We start from the raw sequence: 15403 nt of genomic DNA, 5'->3' as shown, positions 1-15403 counted from the left end.
TAGAATGCACACCCAAATTACCCCGATCCTTGAGGACCGCCATGTTCAGCCGTGATTTGACCATTGCCAAGTACGACGCCGAGCTCTTCGAAGCCATGCAGCAAGAAGCTCTGCGCCAGGAAGAGCATATCGAGCTGATCGCTTCGGAAAACTACACCAGCCCGGCAGTCATGGAAGCTCAGGGCTCGGTCCTGACCAACAAGTACGCCGAAGGCTACCCAGGCAAGCGCTACTACGGCGGTTGCGAGTACGTCGACGTCGTCGAGCAACTGGCCATCGACCGTGCCAAGGAGCTGTTCGGCGCCGACTACGCCAACGTACAACCGCACGCTGGCTCCCAGGCCAACGCTGCCGTCTACCTGGCCCTGCTGTCGGCCGGTGACACCATCCTGGGCATGAGCCTGGCACACGGTGGCCACCTGACCCACGGTGCTTCGGTAAGCTCCTCGGGCAAGCTGTACAACGCCATCCAGTACGGCATCGACGGCAATGGCCTGATCGACTACGACGAAGTCGAGCGCCTGGCTGTCGAGCACAAGCCGAAGATGATCGTTGCCGGCTTCTCGGCCTACTCGCAGGTTCTGGACTTCGCCCGCTTCCGCGCCATCGCCGACAAGGTCGGTGCCTACCTGTTCGTCGACATGGCCCACGTTGCCGGCCTGGTTGCCGCTGGCGTGTACCCGAACCCTGTTCCGTTCGCCGACGTGGTCACCACCACCACCCACAAGACCCTGCGCGGCCCGCGCGGCGGCCTGATCCTGGCCCGTGCCAACGCCGACATCGAGAAGAAGCTGAACTCCGCCGTCTTCCCGGGCGCACAGGGCGGCCCGCTGGAGCACGTCATCGCGGCCAAGGCCATCTGCTTCAAGGAAGCCCTGCAGCCAGAGTTCAAGGCTTACCAGCAGCAGGTCGTGAAGAACGCCCAGGCCATGGCCAGCGTGTTCATCGAGCGCGGTTTCGACGTGGTTTCCGGTGGCACCCAGAACCACCTGTTCCTGCTGTCGCTGATCAAGCAGGAAATCTCCGGTAAGGATGCTGACGCCGCCCTGGGCAAAGCCTTCATCACCGTCAACAAGAACTCGGTACCGAACGACCCGCGTTCGCCATTCGTCACCTCGGGCCTGCGTTTCGGCACCCCAGCCGTTACCACCCGCGGTTTCAAGGAAGCCGAGTGCAAGGAACTGGCAAGCTGGATCTGCGACATCCTGGCCGACCTGAACAACGAAGCGGTGATCGACGCCGTCCGTGAGAAGGTCAAGGCCATCTGCAAGAAGCTGCCGGTTTACGGCAACTGATTGGCGCTTGCCTGAAGTGAAAGAGCCCGGCCCAGTGCCGGGCTTTTTCGTGAACGGACCATGAAACACGTTCGCAGGCCTGATACACATCCTGTGGGAGCGGGCGTGCCCGCGAAGAAGGCTACGCGGTGGATGGCACCGGCTGCGCCGGTGTTCGCGGGCACGCCCGCTCCCACAGGGAATGATTTCGAGCAGCCACGTGCCATCACGTATTACCCTGTTTGACACCACCAACCACAGGCCACACCTTGACCAGAGAGCAACTCGAAACCCGGCAGATCCCCATCTACTTCGCCGCCGTACTGGCCGCGATCGTTTTCGGCCTGCTGGCCAGCGACACTGCGCGCCAGCTTGAAGCCCTGATCACCCCCGCCATCGCCGTGCTGATGTACGCGATGTTCCTGCAAATACCCTTCCTCGACCTGCGCCAGGGCCTGGGTAACCGCCGCTTCATCACGGCCCTGCTACTGGCCAATTTCGTTCTCGTTCCGCTGCTTGTCTGGGCCATTACCCGCGGGCTGGTGGAACACCCGGCGATCCTCGTCGGGGCCTTGCTGGTGCTGCTCACGCCCTGCATCGACTACGTGGTGGTGTTCACCCACATTGGCAAAGGCGACTCACGCCTGACCCTGGCCGCCACCCCCCTGTTATTGCTGGCGCAACTGGTGCTGCTGCCGGTGTACCTGGCCCTGATGCTGGGTGGCAGCAGCCAGGTGGCAATCTCCATCACTCCGTTCATGGAAGCTTTCGTGCTGTTGATCGTGGTGCCGATGGCCCTCGCGGTACTCACCAGCGCCGGTGCCCGGCGCTCGCGCGCCGTCGCGACCTGGAACGACGCCTGGGCGTGGTTGCCGGTGCCGGCCATGGCCTTGGTGCTGATGGTGGTGATCGCTTCGCAGATTGTCGTGGTACTGCGTGATTTCGACCGCCTGCTGCCGGTGGTTCCGGTATACATCGGCTTCATGCTGCTGGCGCCGGTGCTCGGCTTTATCTGTGCGCGCCTGCTACGCCTGCCTGCCAGCGAGGCACGCTCGGTGACCTTCAGCGCAGCCACGCGCAACTCACTGGTGGTGCTGCCGCTGGCGCTGGCGTTGCCAGAAGAGATGCGCGGGTTGGCGGCAGCGGCGGTGATCACACAAACCTTGGTAGAGCTGGTGAGTGAACTGATCTATGTACGGGCGGTACCACGGTTTGTGCGCTGACCCGTGGCACTCGTCATAGAGAAAAAGACTATTCGGGGCACACAGCGAACACCTGCACCTCTACCAGGTAGCCATCCCCCAGGTCGGCGCCCACGCAGGCCCGCACCGGTTTTGCACAGCCTTGCAACCAGGCGTCGTAGACTTCGTTGACCAGGTCGAAGTGGCGGTAGTCGGCAAGCCACATCTGAACCCGCGTCAGCTGCGCCTTGCCGACGTTGGCCTGCACCATCAGGCCGTCGATCACGCTCAGCGCCTGACGCAACTGCCCCTGCACATCCTGTTGCAGGTCATCGGCCACGATGCCTGCCGTTTCGAACAGGCCCCTGTAACTGACCGCCAGTGACATCCGCGCGCTTGATCCGTAGCGAGTGATCATCGAGGTACCCTCCCCCTCAACCCATCTGGTTGAAACAGACGACTTTGGGTTGGGTCATGTCCTCGTAGGCGAACCGCACCCCCTCACGCCCAAGACTCCCATACTTGGCGCCACCAAATGGCATGGCATCGAAGCGGTAGTCGGAAGAGTCGTTGATCATTACACCGCCGGCCTCGATACGCCGGGCCAGGCTCAACGCCAGCGACAGGTCGCGGGTGAACACACCGGCATGCAAGCTGTACTCCGGGGCATTGGCCAGCGCTATCGCCTGCTCGACAGTCTCGAAGGGCGCCAGCATCACCACCGGCGCAAAAACCTCCTCAAGCCACAGCCGGCTGACGGGGTCAACGCTTTCGAGCACTGTCGGCGCATAGACCGCCCCCTGTCGCTGGTGGCCGCAGAGCAGGCGGGCACCGCCCTCAAGCGCCTGGTTGACGCGTTCTTCGATCTGTCGGGCAGCCGCTTCGGTGATCATCGGCCCCATATCCGTTTCGCGCCGGCCCGGATCGCCCCAGACCATCGCCTGGGTCAATGCCACGAAGCGTTCGCGGAACGCCTCATAGATCGAGGCATCTACGAGAATGCGCTGGGTGCCGATGCAGTTCTGCCCGGCCGCCCAGAACGCGCCCGACACACACGACTCGACCGTGGCCTCAAGGTCGCAGTCCTTGAGCACCAGCACCGGGGCATTGCCGCCAAGGTCCATGGCAAGCTTTTTCAAGCCAGCCCCGTGCGCAATCTGTTCGCCCGTCGCGAAACCGCCCGTAAAGGAAACCATGCGCACCTCACGCACAGCCACCAGCGCCTTGCCCAGTTCGGCGCTCCCCGTGGCTACGGTAACGACGGCCTCCGGCAGCCCTGCATCAACCAGGTACTGCACCAGTTTCAGGGCAGAAAGAGGGGCCAGTTCCGAGGGTTTCAGAATGACCGCATTGCCCCCTGCAAGTGCTGGCCCCAGCTTGTGCGCCACCAGGTTAAGCGGGTCGTTGTACGGGGTAATGGCCAGGATCAACCCCAACGGCTCGCGGGTGAACCAGCCCTGACGCGATTCGGAGCCTTCATAGGCATCGAAAGGCACCACCTCACCGGCGTTGCGCCGCGCCTCTTCGGCAGACAGCTTGAGCGTGTTGATGCAGCGTTTGACCTCTTTCTCGGCCTGGCGCAGGGTCTTGCCCGCTTCATCGACGATCAGGCCGGCAAAGTCTGCCGCATTCCGTTCAATGAGCTGAGCGGCGTGTTCCAGAATGTGCGCCCGGCGGTGCCGGGGCAGCGCCGCACTTTCACGCATACCCTGACGGGCACGGGCGAGCAAGGCAGGCACCGCTTCTGCACCGAGGTTGTCGACGCTGCCAACCAGGCTGCCATCGAAGGGGTTGTACACATCGATCAAGGCGGGTTGCTGAACAAGCGCCCGCGATACGGAAGTCAGGCTCATGAACGTTGCTCCTCAGGCCGAATGGCCGGCCGCGTGAATGGCGACAATGTCCGACAGCAGGGCAAAAGCCGTTTCGATGCGCCCCGCCCCCGGGCCGGACACGGTTACAGCCCCCAGCAACTCGGTGTCGAACGCCAGCGCATTGGTGGCGCCTGAAATACCCGCCAGGGGGTGATGGCCAGGCAACAGCATCGCTTCGACGCTGGCTCGCACCGAACCATCGGCTTCACGGCGGGCACTGCCGATCAGCTTCCAGCGCTCGCCCGCCGCCCGTGCTTGCTCGATAGCAGCGCTGTCGATGGCACTGATACCGCTGCAGGCCACATCACCCACCTGCAGACAGGCGCCGAGCAACTCATTGGCGAGGATCACCACCTTCAGGCGTACGTCATGGCCTTCCACATCGGCGGTCGGGTCAGCCTCGGCGAAGCCAAGCGCTTGTGCCTGGGCCACCGCCTCGTTGAAGCCAAGCCCTTCCTCCATGCGCGTGAGCACATAGTTCGAAGTCCCGTTGAGAATGCCCTCGAAACCCACCAGGCCGGCGCCCGCCAGGGTCTGGCGCGCCATGCGCAGTACCGGCGTGCCGCTCATCACGGCGCCTTCATATTCGAACGACACATCGTTGGCCTTGGCCAAAGCCTTGAGCGCCTGGGCATGCAAGGCAATCGGCCCCTTGTTGGTGGTCACCACGTGCTTGCCCGCCTCCAGCGCCCAGCGGCAGAAGGTTGCTGCCGGCTCACCATCCTTGGGGTTGGTGAATGTGGCCTCGGCGATGATGTCGGCGCCTGATTGCTTGATCACCGCCTCATTGAACGCCTCGGCCGAACCTTGAGGGAGTTGCGCCAGTGCGCCCTTCTGGGCCGGCAGTGCGGCCAGCATGGCGGCATCCAGGCCGTCGCGGTCGATCACCGACCCCAGGAATAAATCGGTGACTCCAACGATTTTCAGGCCAAAGCCCAACTCTTGCTGCCAGCGCGCATTGCGTTCGGCGATCAGTTGGGCAAGCGCGCGGTTAACGCCACCAAAGCCAACGAGTGCAATTTTGTATTCGGTCATGGTTTGCTGTCCTGTCCAGGCAGTGGGTCGATGAGGACAAGCGTAAGAGCCGAGCACTGCCAGTTGAATATGGCAATTCGCTGTATTTATTGGCCAATCTGGCCAGTGCAAAACGCACGCTTGCGCCAGGGCAGAACGCACAACGCCACCTGGGCGCGAACCCAGGCGGCGTTGTGCTAGCCAATGCAAAGACGCGGTTCAGACCACCGCGGCCAGGACGAACGAAGTCACCGTGTTCTCCACCCCGGGCATGGCAGCGATTTCCTTCCACACATGGTGCACCCGCTCCGGGCTGGAGGCCTCGACGCGCAACATCAGGTCGAACTCGCCGCTGAGCACTTCACACTGGATCACCTCGGGGATCTGGCGCAGCGCATCGAGTACCGCCTCACCGCGCATGCGGTCATAGCGGTAGACGAAGATCACCGCGTTGATCAACGACGCCGGCCGCCTGCCCTCACCGATGCGCAGGGTATAACCCTGAATGGCGCCGTCGCGCTCCAGGCGCTCGATGCGCTGGCGTACCGCATTGCGCGACAGGTTCACCTTTAACCCCAACTCGGCGTGGGCGATACGCGCATTGGCGGTGAGCTCGGCGAGAATGCGCTCGTCCAGGGGGTCGAGGATGCGCTTCATCGCCCAGCCTGCAACCGGGCCAACAAGGCATGAACACCGGCCAGATCGTCAGGTGCCAACAGCGGCCCATCGCCCGCTGTGCCGACCGCGCCGGCGGGCACCTCACCGTGCCAGGCCCCCAGCTCCGCCAGCAGCCCGGCAGACTTTTCGGGGGCAAACTGCCCCAGCGTGACGATGGGCGCACCGATGTTGCGCCGGTGCAGGCGCCCGGCGAATACCCCTGTCGCGGCATGAGGGTCTACTGCGCTGCCCGTTTCGTGGAACAGCGTGACAATTTCTTCGCGAATCAGCACGTCGTCCACGGCATAGGAGTCGAACAGCATGCGCGCATGCAACCACTGGCGGTTGCCGATGCTCAGCTCGCCACACGCCTCGAAGTGCTCCATCAGCGCCCGGGTCGCCCCACCATCGCGGTCATACAGTTCCCAGACGAAGCGCTCCAGGTTGGAGAACAGCGAAAAGTCCATGACCGGTGACAAGGTCTGGCTGGGTGAACCACGGCTGTAGCGGTTGCAGTGGATGAACCGATGCAAGGCATCGTTGCGGTTGGTGGAGACGATGATCTGGTTGATCGGCAAGCCCATTTTCTGGGCAAGGAACCCCGCGTAAATCTCGGCAAAACTGGCCGTGGGGATGCTGAACCCGACCGGGCGTATCCCGCCACCGAGCTGCAGCGCCGCGTGGAAATAGAACACGATCTGCGCCAGCACGCCGACCCAGTTGGTGGAGTTGAAGCTGACCGGAATCAGCCCGGGGCATGGCCAGTCACGCAGCAGCGCCGACACCAGCGACTGGCAATCGTCAAAGCTGCCATCCACGGCCACGCAGCTCACGCTGTCGGACGCGGCGCTACGCATCACTGCCGCGCGGTCTGCGGGCGTGCCTGCACTGGGGTATAGCGCCAGCAAGCCTGCTGCTGGGCAATGCCGCAACGCTTCGATAGCCGCTACTGCGGTATCGCCGTTGCTGGCACCGACCAGCATGACCCGCTCGCACTCCGCCCCCAGAAAGTGCCGGATAAAGCGCGCCTGCAACTGCGCGGCAAAGTCCTTGGAGGACCGGGTAGGCCCATGGAAAAGCTGCAGGATCCATTCGTTATGGCCAAGCTGCTGCAACGGCGCAATGCCGCGGTGGCGGAACCCGCGATAGCTGTCGCTGACCAGCGCCCTGAGCGTAGGCTCGTCGAGGGTATCGCCGACAAACGGTGCCATTACCCGCCAGGCCAGTTCGTCGAAGGGCAACCACGACCAGCTGGCAATTTCCTGTGGGCTGAACACCGGCACCGAGGTGGGCACATAAAGCCCGCCATCGTCGGCCAGGCCAGAAAGCAATGCCGTGCGGAAATCGACCCGTGTCTCGTTGCCGCGCGTGGATGTGTACTGCATCGGTGCTCCAGATAGCTACATAAGTTAACGATGCGCCATGGCCACCAGCCAATGGCTGAACGCCTGGGCATCCGGGGACAACGCTTCACCCAGGCCGCGTACCAGGAAAAACGACTCGCTTGCCTCGATACGCTGGGTAAAAGGAGCGACCAGCCGTCCCTCCTGCAGCAGGTCCTCTACCAGCGACGAGCGTGCCAGCGCCACCCCCAGCCCCAGCTCCGCCATGCGCAGGGTCGACACCAGCGTGTCGAATTGCAGGCCGCTGGAAGAATCGACCTGATCGGCACCGACCCGCTCCAGCCAGTAGCCCCACCCCTCCTCGTAACCCAGCACATGCAGCAACGGCACACGGGCCAGGTCGCGCGGGTCGCGCAGCGGGCAACCGGCCAGCAGCGCGGGTGCGCACACCGGCACCAGCACGTCGCGGGTCAGGCGCTGCGCCTCTACGCCGGGCCACTGCCCGCTGCCCCAGCGGATTTCCAGATCATCTTCGGCATCCAGCTCCTTGACCCACAGGTTGCTGATGTAGCGGATGTCCACCTGCGGGTGCGAACGCCGAAAGTCGGCCAGCCGCGGGGCCAGCCAGAAGTGCAGGAACGACAGGCTGCCCCGCACCTTCAGGGGCCGACGCTGGCGTTGCCCGAAGATTTCATTGGTGCCGACGGCAAGGCGGCTGATGGCGTCCTGCACCACCGGCAGGTAGGACTGCCCTTCTTCGGTCAGCCCCAACCCGCGCGGCAGGCGCTTGAACAGCGCCACACCCAATTGGCTTTCCAGGTGGCGAATCTGCTGGCTCACGGCCCCTTGGGTAAGGTGCAGCTCTTCTGCCGCATGGGTGAAGTTCAAGTAACGCGCCGACACTTCGAAGGCTCTCAGCCAGTTCAGGGGGGGCAGGGTTTTCTGAGTCATCGGCGGCTTCTCGTGGCTAGGTTCCGGTGGCCTAGTATCACCTGCTCAGGCGGCCTCGGAACCTGGGGCGACAATTTCCACCGGGCCCGTACGGCGGCTGCGATACTTGCACGTCAGCCAATAGGCCAGGTAGCACCAGGCAATGAAGGGCAAGCCGAAGTACAAGGCAACCCGCTGAGCAGGGTCGAAGGCAATGCCGACGCAGGCCAGTACGCAGCAGAAAATGGCCCCCAGTGGTACGAACGGGTAGCCACGCACCCGGAACTTGAGGTCCTCGAGCTTGCCGCCGCTGGCGATGTAATGACGGCGGAATGCGATCTGGCTGGCCGCGATGCTGATCCACACCACCACCACGGCCAACCCTGAAATCGACACCAGCGCCAGGTAGATAGTGTCGGGGGCGAACACACTGCTCAACAGCGAAGCCATGCCGCCAGCCATGCTCAGCACGATCGCATTGAAGGGGGTGCCGCGGCGCGACAGCGTGGCGTAACGGCGGGGCATGTTGCCTTGGTCGCTAAGGGTCCAGAGCATGCGCGAAGCGGCGTAGAGGCCCGAGTTGGCGGCAGACAGCAGCGCGGTGATGATGACGAAGTTCATGATATCAGCCGCATACGGGATACCAATCATCGCAAAGACCATCACGAACGGGCTTTCAATAACCCCGGCCTGTTCACGCGGCAGCAAGGTGGCCAGTACAAAGATGGTGCCGATGAAGAACAGCGCCAGGCGCAGGACCGTGGTGCGAATGGCCTTGGGCACGTTCTTTTCCGGGTCTTTGGTTTCACCGGCAGCGATGCCGATCAGCTCGGTACCCGAGAACGCGAAGGCCACTGCCAGCAGGGTCATGGCAATTGACCAGAAACCGGTGGGGAACAACCCTTCACGGGTGAAATTGCCCAGCCCTGCACTGTGCGCCTGCTGGATCTCGAAGCCACCCAGAATGGCCCCGCCGCCCACCACCAGAAAGGCAATGACGGCCAACACCTTGACCAGCGACAACCAGAATTCGGTTTCGGCGAACGATCGCACCGAAATGATATTGCTGATGAACACCGCGGCACCGAACAGCGCACTCCACATCCATACCGGCGTGTCGGGGAACCAGCGCACCATCAGGATGCCCGCGGCGGTGAATTCGGAGCCGATGGCCACCGTCCAGGTCAGCCAGTACATCCAGGCCACCATGTAACCGGTGCCCGGGCCGAGGTAACGCGTGGCATAACTGCTGAACGAGCCGACTTCCGGCATGTGTACCGCCAGTTCGCCCAGGCACATCATGACCAGGTACACCATGATTGCGCCGAGTATGTAGGCGATGACCGCGCCCAATGGGCCGGCCTGGTTAACGGTGTAGCCCGAGGTGAGAAACAGGCCGGTCCCTATCACACCGCCCAGTGCCAGCATGACGATGTGGCGGGTTTGCATATCCTGCTTGAAGGTATGCGCCGAGGCATTTCTAGTTGTGGTTGTTTGCACGGACATTGTGGGTTACTCATGAAAGTTGGCGGGCAAGGACGTAGCAACGACCTCGTCTTGGCAGAGCGAATCGAGTTGCCTTGCATATTGTTTTTGTTCGACTTCATGAAGTGGCACCCACCGCATGGGTGAGTGCTACGCGCCAGCCTCAGGCCTGCACCTGGCTCTGGCAGGCATACGCGTCAGTGTGCAATTCCTTTGCTGCGGCCAGTTCCTGACGCACCGATGCACAGGCCTGTGCCAGGTCCGCCAGCAGGTCATCGGTTTCCTCGATACCCACTGAAATGCGCACCAGCCCTTCGGAAATGCCCAGCGCCAGACGCTCTTCCAACGTGTTCTCGACATGGCTGGTCGTGCGCGCCGGGCCATAGATGGTTTCTACCGCGCCGAGATTGCCGGCCCGATGGGCATACTTCAGTTGCGGTAGCAAACGAGCCACGGTTGGCATGCCGCCCTTCAGCACGAAGCTGACAATGGCGCCAAAACCGCGCATTTGCGCCTTGGCAATGGCATGCCCGGCATGCGCCGGCAAACCTGGGTAGTTCACCGCCTCGACCAGCGGCTCGGTGCTCAGGTAAAGGGCCAGCGCCATGGCACTGGCTTGCTGCTGGCGCAGGCGCACTGCCAGGGTCTTGATACCGCGGATGATCAGGTAGGCTGAGAACGGGTCCAGCGCCGCACCGTTGATTTCCCGGTAGTGACGCACTTGGGCCATCAACGCCTCCGCGCCGCAGACAACACCACCCAACACGTCACCATGCCCGGACAGAAACTTGGTCGCGCTGTGCACCACCACATCCACGCCCAGCGCCAGCGGGTTCTGGTTCAGTGGCGTGGCAAAGGTGTTGTCGGCCACCACCAGCGCCCCCACCTTGTGCGCAGCGGCGCTCAGCCGACGAATGTCCAGCACCTTCAGCGTCGGATTGGTGGGCGTTTCCAAGTACAGCAGGTCGCAACCGGCGGCAATCTCGCGCTCCAGCGCTTCAGTGTCCAAGGTATCGCACAGGCACACTTGCACGCCCATGCGCGGCAGGAACTCTTCGAAGATCTTGTTGGTGCCGCCATAGCTGTCGCGGGTCGACACCACGCGTTTGCCGTTGGACAGGAAGGTGTGCAGCACGGCACTGATGGCCGCCATGCCGCTGCTGAACGCGACTGCCGACTCGGCTTGCTCCAGTTCGGCCAGTTTTGCTTCCAGCGTGGCGACCGTGGGGTTGCTCATGCGGCTGTAGATGAAGCCAGGCTGCTTGCCCTGCGCCACGTCGTACCAGGCATCGATATCGTTGTAGCCATAAGCGGCGCTGACCACGATCGGGGTCTGCGTGGCGTTGTACGGGTGCTGCACCTGCTCCCCGCTCCACACGACCCGCGTCCCCACACCGGCCGCAGCATTGCCCTCGAATTTTTCGTTGTTGTTCATATCCGGTTCCCGCCCAGCTGAGTTGTGTACACCGATGCAGCATCGGCCTTCAGCGGACTATAGGGAGATGGCGGGGGCCTGAAAAACGATGGAATCCGGGTCTGAGTGGCGTTTTTTTTAATGGCTGCGGGCCGGGCGCTGAAAAAGCCGCCCGGCCACGTAGGCGCTTAGGCGAGGTTGCGCTTCAGCTCGGCGATGTGCTCCGGGCCGATGCCACAGCAACCGCCGACCATGCTGGCACCACGCGCACGCCAGTCCTTGGCCCATGCCAGGTAACCCGGCGGATCGAGGTCTTCGCGCAGTTCGTCCAGGCCATCGTTGGCAGTGGCTTCTTTGGGCTGCGGCGGGAAGGCGTTGGCATAGGCGCCGATGGCAATCTCGGCGTTGTGTCGCTCGATGACCGAGCGCGCGACATCAATGGCGGTGCCGATCACCTCCGGCTGGCTGCAGTTGAACAACACCGCAGCCACCCCCAGGCTGGCTGCGGCCTCGATGGCTTCGGCCACGGGTTCACCGGAGCGCAGGCGCGGAACGTCGTCGACGTCCTCGTCCTGCAGGGTGAAGGACACCCAGAACGGCCTGCCGTCTGCCGGCAAATGGCTATGTATGGCCCGCACTTCGGCCACGGAACTCTGGGTTTCGGCCAGCCACAGGTCGACATGCGGGGCCAGGCCCTGAAGCAGCGGGGACAGCACCTCTGCCACACGCTCGGGCTGGAACAGGTCGGGCCGGTAGGACCCGAACAGCGGCGGCAGCGAACCTGCCACCCTGACCGGGTGCGCGCCGCTATCTGCCGCGTGCCGCGCGAGCTGGCCTGCGATATGGGCCAGCTGTCGCCCTTCGGCGGCAAAGCGTTCTTCACCGATGTGGAACGGCACTACTGCATAGCTGTTGCTGGTGATGACCTGCGCACCCGCATCGATGAAGGCTGCATGCACGCCCACGACCGCCTCCGGCGCCTCGCTCAGCGCCAGCGCCGACCACTCGGGCTGGCGAAACGGTGCACCGCTGCGCTGCAGCTCTCGGCCCATGCCACCGTCCAGAATTACCATCGTTCGCTCTGCCATATAACTTCTCTGAAGGTTCTTATGAATAAAATTCATTATGGGGATTGGGGTTATAACTATTAAATACCCTATCACCCATTTGCCCAACATATCAGGTATGTACATGCGATTTTCTTCTCTGCTGGGTGCGGGCCTTGTACTGCTCGCAACTGCCACCCAAGCCTTTGCTGGCGCCACATTGGAGCGGGTTGAATCGCGCAAGGAAATGGTCAATGTGCTGATGGAAAGCTACCCGCCGTTTTCCTTCCTCAATGACCATAACCAGCTCGACGGTTACGACGTGGACGTGGCCAAGGCAGTGGCCGACAAGCTCGGCGTCAAACTGCGCCTGGAAACACCGTCCTGGGACGTGATTGCCGCTGGCCGCTGGAGCGGGCGCTACGACATCTGCATTTGCTCGATGACCCCGAGCAAGGCGCGCGCCGAGGTGTTCGACTTCCCCGTGGAGTATTACGCATCGCCCGCCGTGATCGTGGTCAATGCCTCGGATGAGCGCATCCATGGTGCCAAAGACCTGGAAGGCCGTAAGGTGGGTTCGATCAGTGCATCGAGCTACGAAAGCTACCTGAACAAGAACCTGGTCATTGAAGGCAAGGAAGACCAGAAGATCGATTACCCGTTCGACTTCGTGCAGGCTGCGCCCTACGACACTGAAAACGTCGCCTTCCAGGACTTGGGCCTGGGCACTGGCGTGCGCCTGGACGCCATCATTACCAACCTGGTGACCGCGCAGCCGCGCCTGCAGCAGGACAAGCGCTTCAAGCTGGCCGGCGTGCCGCTGTATGAAGAGCCCAACGCAGTGGCCATCGAAAAAGGCGACCCCGAGTGGGATGCCAAGGTACGCCAGGTGTTCGCCGAGCTGAAGGCTGATGGCACCCTGGCCAAGCTGTCGCAGAAATGGATTGGCGCCGACATCAGCAAATGAGCACCTTCCCTCCCTCCCCCAAGCCCGTGGCAAAGCCTGCGGGCGCCGGCCTGTTCGGCTTTCGCACCCGGTTACTGCTGACCTGGCTGGCGCTGTTCGGGCTGTTTGTCGCCTTCTTCCTCAGCTTTGACCTGAAGTTCGCCATCATTCTGGAGAAGTTTCCCAACCTGGCCGGTTTCAAGCTGGGGCCCAATGGTTTTCTGCAAGGCGCCGCACTGACCCTGTTCCTGTGCCTGTGCTCGATGGTGGTATCCGTGCTGCTCGGCTTTGCCGCCGCGCTGGCACGGTTATCCAACAGCGCGGTGCTGGTGGGTGTGGCCAGCTTCTACACCTCGTTCTTCCGTGGCACACCGCTGCTGATCCAGATTCTGCTGATCTACCTGGGGCTGCCGCAGGTGGGCCTGGTACCCGGCGCCATCAGCGCCGGCATCATTGCCTTGTCGCTGAACTACGGCGCCTACCTGAGCGAAATCTTCCGCGCCGGCATCCTCGGCGTGGCCCGCGGGCAACGTGAAGCAGCATTGGCGCTGGGCATGCGCACGCCGCAGATCTTCTGCCACATCATCCTGCCCCAGGCCATGCGGGTGATCATTCCGCCCACCGCCAACCAGTTCATTTCGATGCTCAAGGACTCGTCGCTGATTTCCGTGATGGGGGTTTGGGAGGTGATGTTTCTGGCGCAGTCGTATGGGCGTTCGAGCTATCGCTACCTGGAAATGCTGACCACCGCCGCCGTGATCTACTGGGTGCTGTCGATACTGCTGGAACTGCTGCAGGCGCGGCTGGAACGGCATTTTGGCAAGGCTTATCAGCGCTGAGGGCTGCACGGCTCGTGCAAAACCGACAGGCCTGACCGCGCCCCATGCAGGAGCGGCCAGGCTACGCGTAAGTGAAAATAATCAGCGCGGTTGCCAGCAGGATGTGAATGACCAACAGACTCACCAGCAGTCGTCTCATGCTTGAGGGGAAACGTTTGACTTCATCGAAGTCAATCAACCCCCTGCGCACGAAGAGGCTCGGTATAGCCAGCACCATGGAGATCAAACCCGTACGCATAACCTTGCCCAGAAGGCCTGCATGTTGAAACGTGATTTTATTGCCGGTCACGAAGCTACAGCGCGTTAGCAACGACTCGTAGTACTCAGTGTATTTATGTGCGATGAAACACTGTACGACCATCGCCAGCATCATGGGTGCAAGAATCAGAATCGCAATTAGCCCAGGCTCAACTTCATTCACTCCGATACCTCGCCATACAAAAAGTCACCAAATATCTCGCCCCCCTTGCCCCCGGCATCTCCGAGGACTTTACCGCCCACTGCTCCTCCGACGACAGCACAAGCAAGTGCACCGGGGCCGCCTGTAGTGACCCCCAGAACGACGGCACAAATACCGGTGCCTGCCATACCCCCCAAATAGCCCCCGGCGCTGCCGCCCGCAAGGCTACCCATCAACGTCGAGGTTTCGACATACTTGGCGCGCCGACACTGATCCTCCCGGCCCGTGGTGCAGGCCTTATGAATTGAGAGGCCGGTGGACGCCACATCCAGCGCAGTACCGATATAAGTGCCCCTTTTCACCAAGTTCGACGCCCTGGCAACGCCAGATACCTTTTCGGCATAACCGGAAATCTCGCCGGTATGCAGATAACTGCGGGTCGAGATGCCCAATGCCTGCTTGATCTTGCCCTGACGGCGTAAACCAGAACCATACGCAGCAACGTTGCCCAATTGCTTTTCAAGCTTCATGAAAAGTGCAGAGCGCTTGGCGTAGAAGGCATCACGGGCAGCGAGAGTGCCAGAACTGAGGTAGTCGCGGTGCAGTTTCTCGATTTCTACAAGGGTGGTCTTGATATTGGTCAGGTGCTTGCTCCAGCCCTCGCTAGCGGCGCCCGCCCCAATCGAGGCGTTAGCCAGCAAGCTCTGCAGCAAGTCGAAGTGCTCGAGAAAAAAATCATCCGCGTCTACGCCGCTAGTTAGCAGGCCAGCGTGCACCTCGACAGCTTTGGCCATCAGTAATGCTTCGTGGCTGGTGCAGGAAGGAGTACCAGCGTCACCCAGGATGACCAACTCCCCGACCATGACCACGCTGTTGGCAATGTGGGCATTCAACACATCGAACTTGCTCTTGGCATACCCCGACAACGGTGTGCTGGCTTTAAGCGACTGATAAGACTGGGTTCTGGGGTTGATGAAGCTGCGTGCTTCGGACATGGCCC

General features: G+C 62.3%; 15 protein-coding genes. 4 read left to right on the top strand and 11 right to left on the bottom strand.

The window, feature by feature from the left end; all coding sequences use genetic code 11:
- Positions 1-41: 41 nt before the first annotated feature.
- Positions 42-1295: a serine hydroxymethyltransferase gene (gene glyA, locus ACF8GF_RS19475; protein ID WP_014589625.1), complete on the top strand. Its 1254-nt coding sequence runs from the start codon at positions 42-44 to the stop codon at positions 1293-1295.
- 248 nt (positions 1296-1543) lie between these two features.
- Positions 1544-2497 carry an arsenic resistance protein gene (locus tag ACF8GF_RS19470; RefSeq protein WP_176685614.1) on the top strand — a complete coding sequence of 318 codons (954 nt, stop codon included), beginning with the start codon at positions 1544-1546 and terminating at the stop codon, positions 2495-2497.
- A 28-nt stretch (positions 2498-2525) separates the two neighbouring features.
- Here the strand turns inward: ACF8GF_RS19470 and ACF8GF_RS19465 are convergent, their stop codons facing one another.
- The 9 genes from ACF8GF_RS19465 to ACF8GF_RS19425 all read right to left on the bottom strand — a co-directional run bounded on the left by ACF8GF_RS19465 (position 2526) and on the right by ACF8GF_RS19425 (position 12245).
- Positions 2526-2873 (bottom strand): RidA family protein, encoded by a 348-nt coding sequence (locus tag ACF8GF_RS19465; protein WP_256122407.1) that lies wholly within the window; start codon positions 2871-2873, stop codon positions 2526-2528.
- Positions 2874-2889: 16 nt separating this feature from the next.
- Entirely contained in the window at positions 2890-4308 is a 1419-nt protein-coding gene (locus ACF8GF_RS19460; protein ID WP_392488374.1) for an aldehyde dehydrogenase family protein, read from the bottom strand.
- Positions 4309-4320: 12 nt separating this feature from the next.
- On the bottom strand, positions 4321-5364 hold the full coding sequence (locus tag ACF8GF_RS19455; RefSeq protein ID WP_392488373.1) for a homoserine dehydrogenase: 1044 nt from the start codon (positions 5362-5364) through the stop codon (positions 4321-4323).
- Between the two features lie 198 nt (positions 5365-5562).
- A complete protein-coding gene (locus tag ACF8GF_RS19450; RefSeq protein ID WP_010951921.1) occupies positions 5563-6000 on the bottom strand; it encodes an Lrp/AsnC family transcriptional regulator in 438 nt (145 codons plus the stop codon).
- The gene (locus ACF8GF_RS19445) at positions 5997-7385 is read right to left on the bottom strand and encodes a threonine synthase (protein WP_176685611.1); all 1389 of its coding nucleotides are present in this window, start codon (positions 7383-7385) and stop codon (positions 5997-5999) included. Before ACF8GF_RS19445 ends, ACF8GF_RS19450 begins: the two co-directional genes overlap by 4 nt.
- 24 nt (positions 7386-7409) lie before the next feature.
- Positions 7410-8294, bottom strand: coding sequence for a LysR substrate-binding domain-containing protein (locus ACF8GF_RS19440; RefSeq protein WP_176685610.1), 885 nt, complete (start codon positions 8292-8294; stop codon positions 7410-7412).
- A 45-nt stretch (positions 8295-8339) separates the two neighbouring features.
- Positions 8340-9779 carry an amino acid permease gene (locus tag ACF8GF_RS19435; RefSeq protein WP_014589617.1) on the bottom strand — a complete coding sequence of 480 codons (1440 nt, stop codon included), beginning with the start codon at positions 9777-9779 and terminating at the stop codon, positions 8340-8342.
- A 142-nt stretch (positions 9780-9921) separates the two neighbouring features.
- Positions 9922-11193, bottom strand: coding sequence for a cystathionine gamma-synthase family protein (locus tag ACF8GF_RS19430; protein WP_392488372.1), 1272 nt, complete (start codon positions 11191-11193; stop codon positions 9922-9924).
- 167 nt (positions 11194-11360) lie between these two features.
- On the bottom strand, positions 11361-12245 hold the full coding sequence (locus ACF8GF_RS19425; protein ID WP_209968104.1) for a homocysteine S-methyltransferase family protein: 885 nt from the start codon (positions 12243-12245) through the stop codon (positions 11361-11363).
- A 118-nt stretch (positions 12246-12363) separates the two neighbouring features.
- On the opposite strand from ACF8GF_RS19425, the gene ACF8GF_RS19420 reads away from it, so the two are divergent.
- Both ACF8GF_RS19420 and ACF8GF_RS19415 read left to right on the top strand, forming a co-directional pair.
- Entirely contained in the window at positions 12364-13185 is an 822-nt protein-coding gene (locus tag ACF8GF_RS19420) for an ABC transporter substrate-binding protein (RefSeq protein WP_392488371.1), read from the top strand.
- Positions 13182-14003 carry an amino acid ABC transporter permease gene (locus ACF8GF_RS19415; RefSeq protein ID WP_003247513.1) on the top strand — a complete coding sequence of 274 codons (822 nt, stop codon included), beginning with the start codon at positions 13182-13184 and terminating at the stop codon, positions 14001-14003. The genes ACF8GF_RS19420 and ACF8GF_RS19415 overlap by 4 nt, the downstream gene beginning before the upstream one ends.
- Before the next feature lie 61 nt (positions 14004-14064).
- Here ACF8GF_RS19415 and ACF8GF_RS19410 read toward each other — a convergent pair whose 3' ends face one another.
- Positions 14065-14424 (bottom strand): hypothetical protein, encoded by a 360-nt coding sequence (locus ACF8GF_RS19410; protein WP_020191670.1) that lies wholly within the window; start codon positions 14422-14424, stop codon positions 14065-14067.
- Positions 14421-15398, bottom strand: a complete 978-nt coding sequence (locus ACF8GF_RS19405; RefSeq protein WP_392488370.1) for a hypothetical protein — start codon at positions 15396-15398, stop codon at positions 14421-14423. Before ACF8GF_RS19405 ends, ACF8GF_RS19410 begins: the two co-directional genes overlap by 4 nt.
- Positions 15399-15403 lie beyond the last annotated feature (5 nt).

Source organism: Pseudomonas sp. yb_5, from assembly GCF_043103865.1.
Taxonomy (GTDB): domain Bacteria; phylum Pseudomonadota; class Gammaproteobacteria; order Pseudomonadales; family Pseudomonadaceae; genus Aquipseudomonas; species Aquipseudomonas putida_Y.
The sequence above is the reverse complement of the archived record's forward strand: the minus strand, read 5'-3'. Positions and strand labels throughout refer to the sequence as shown.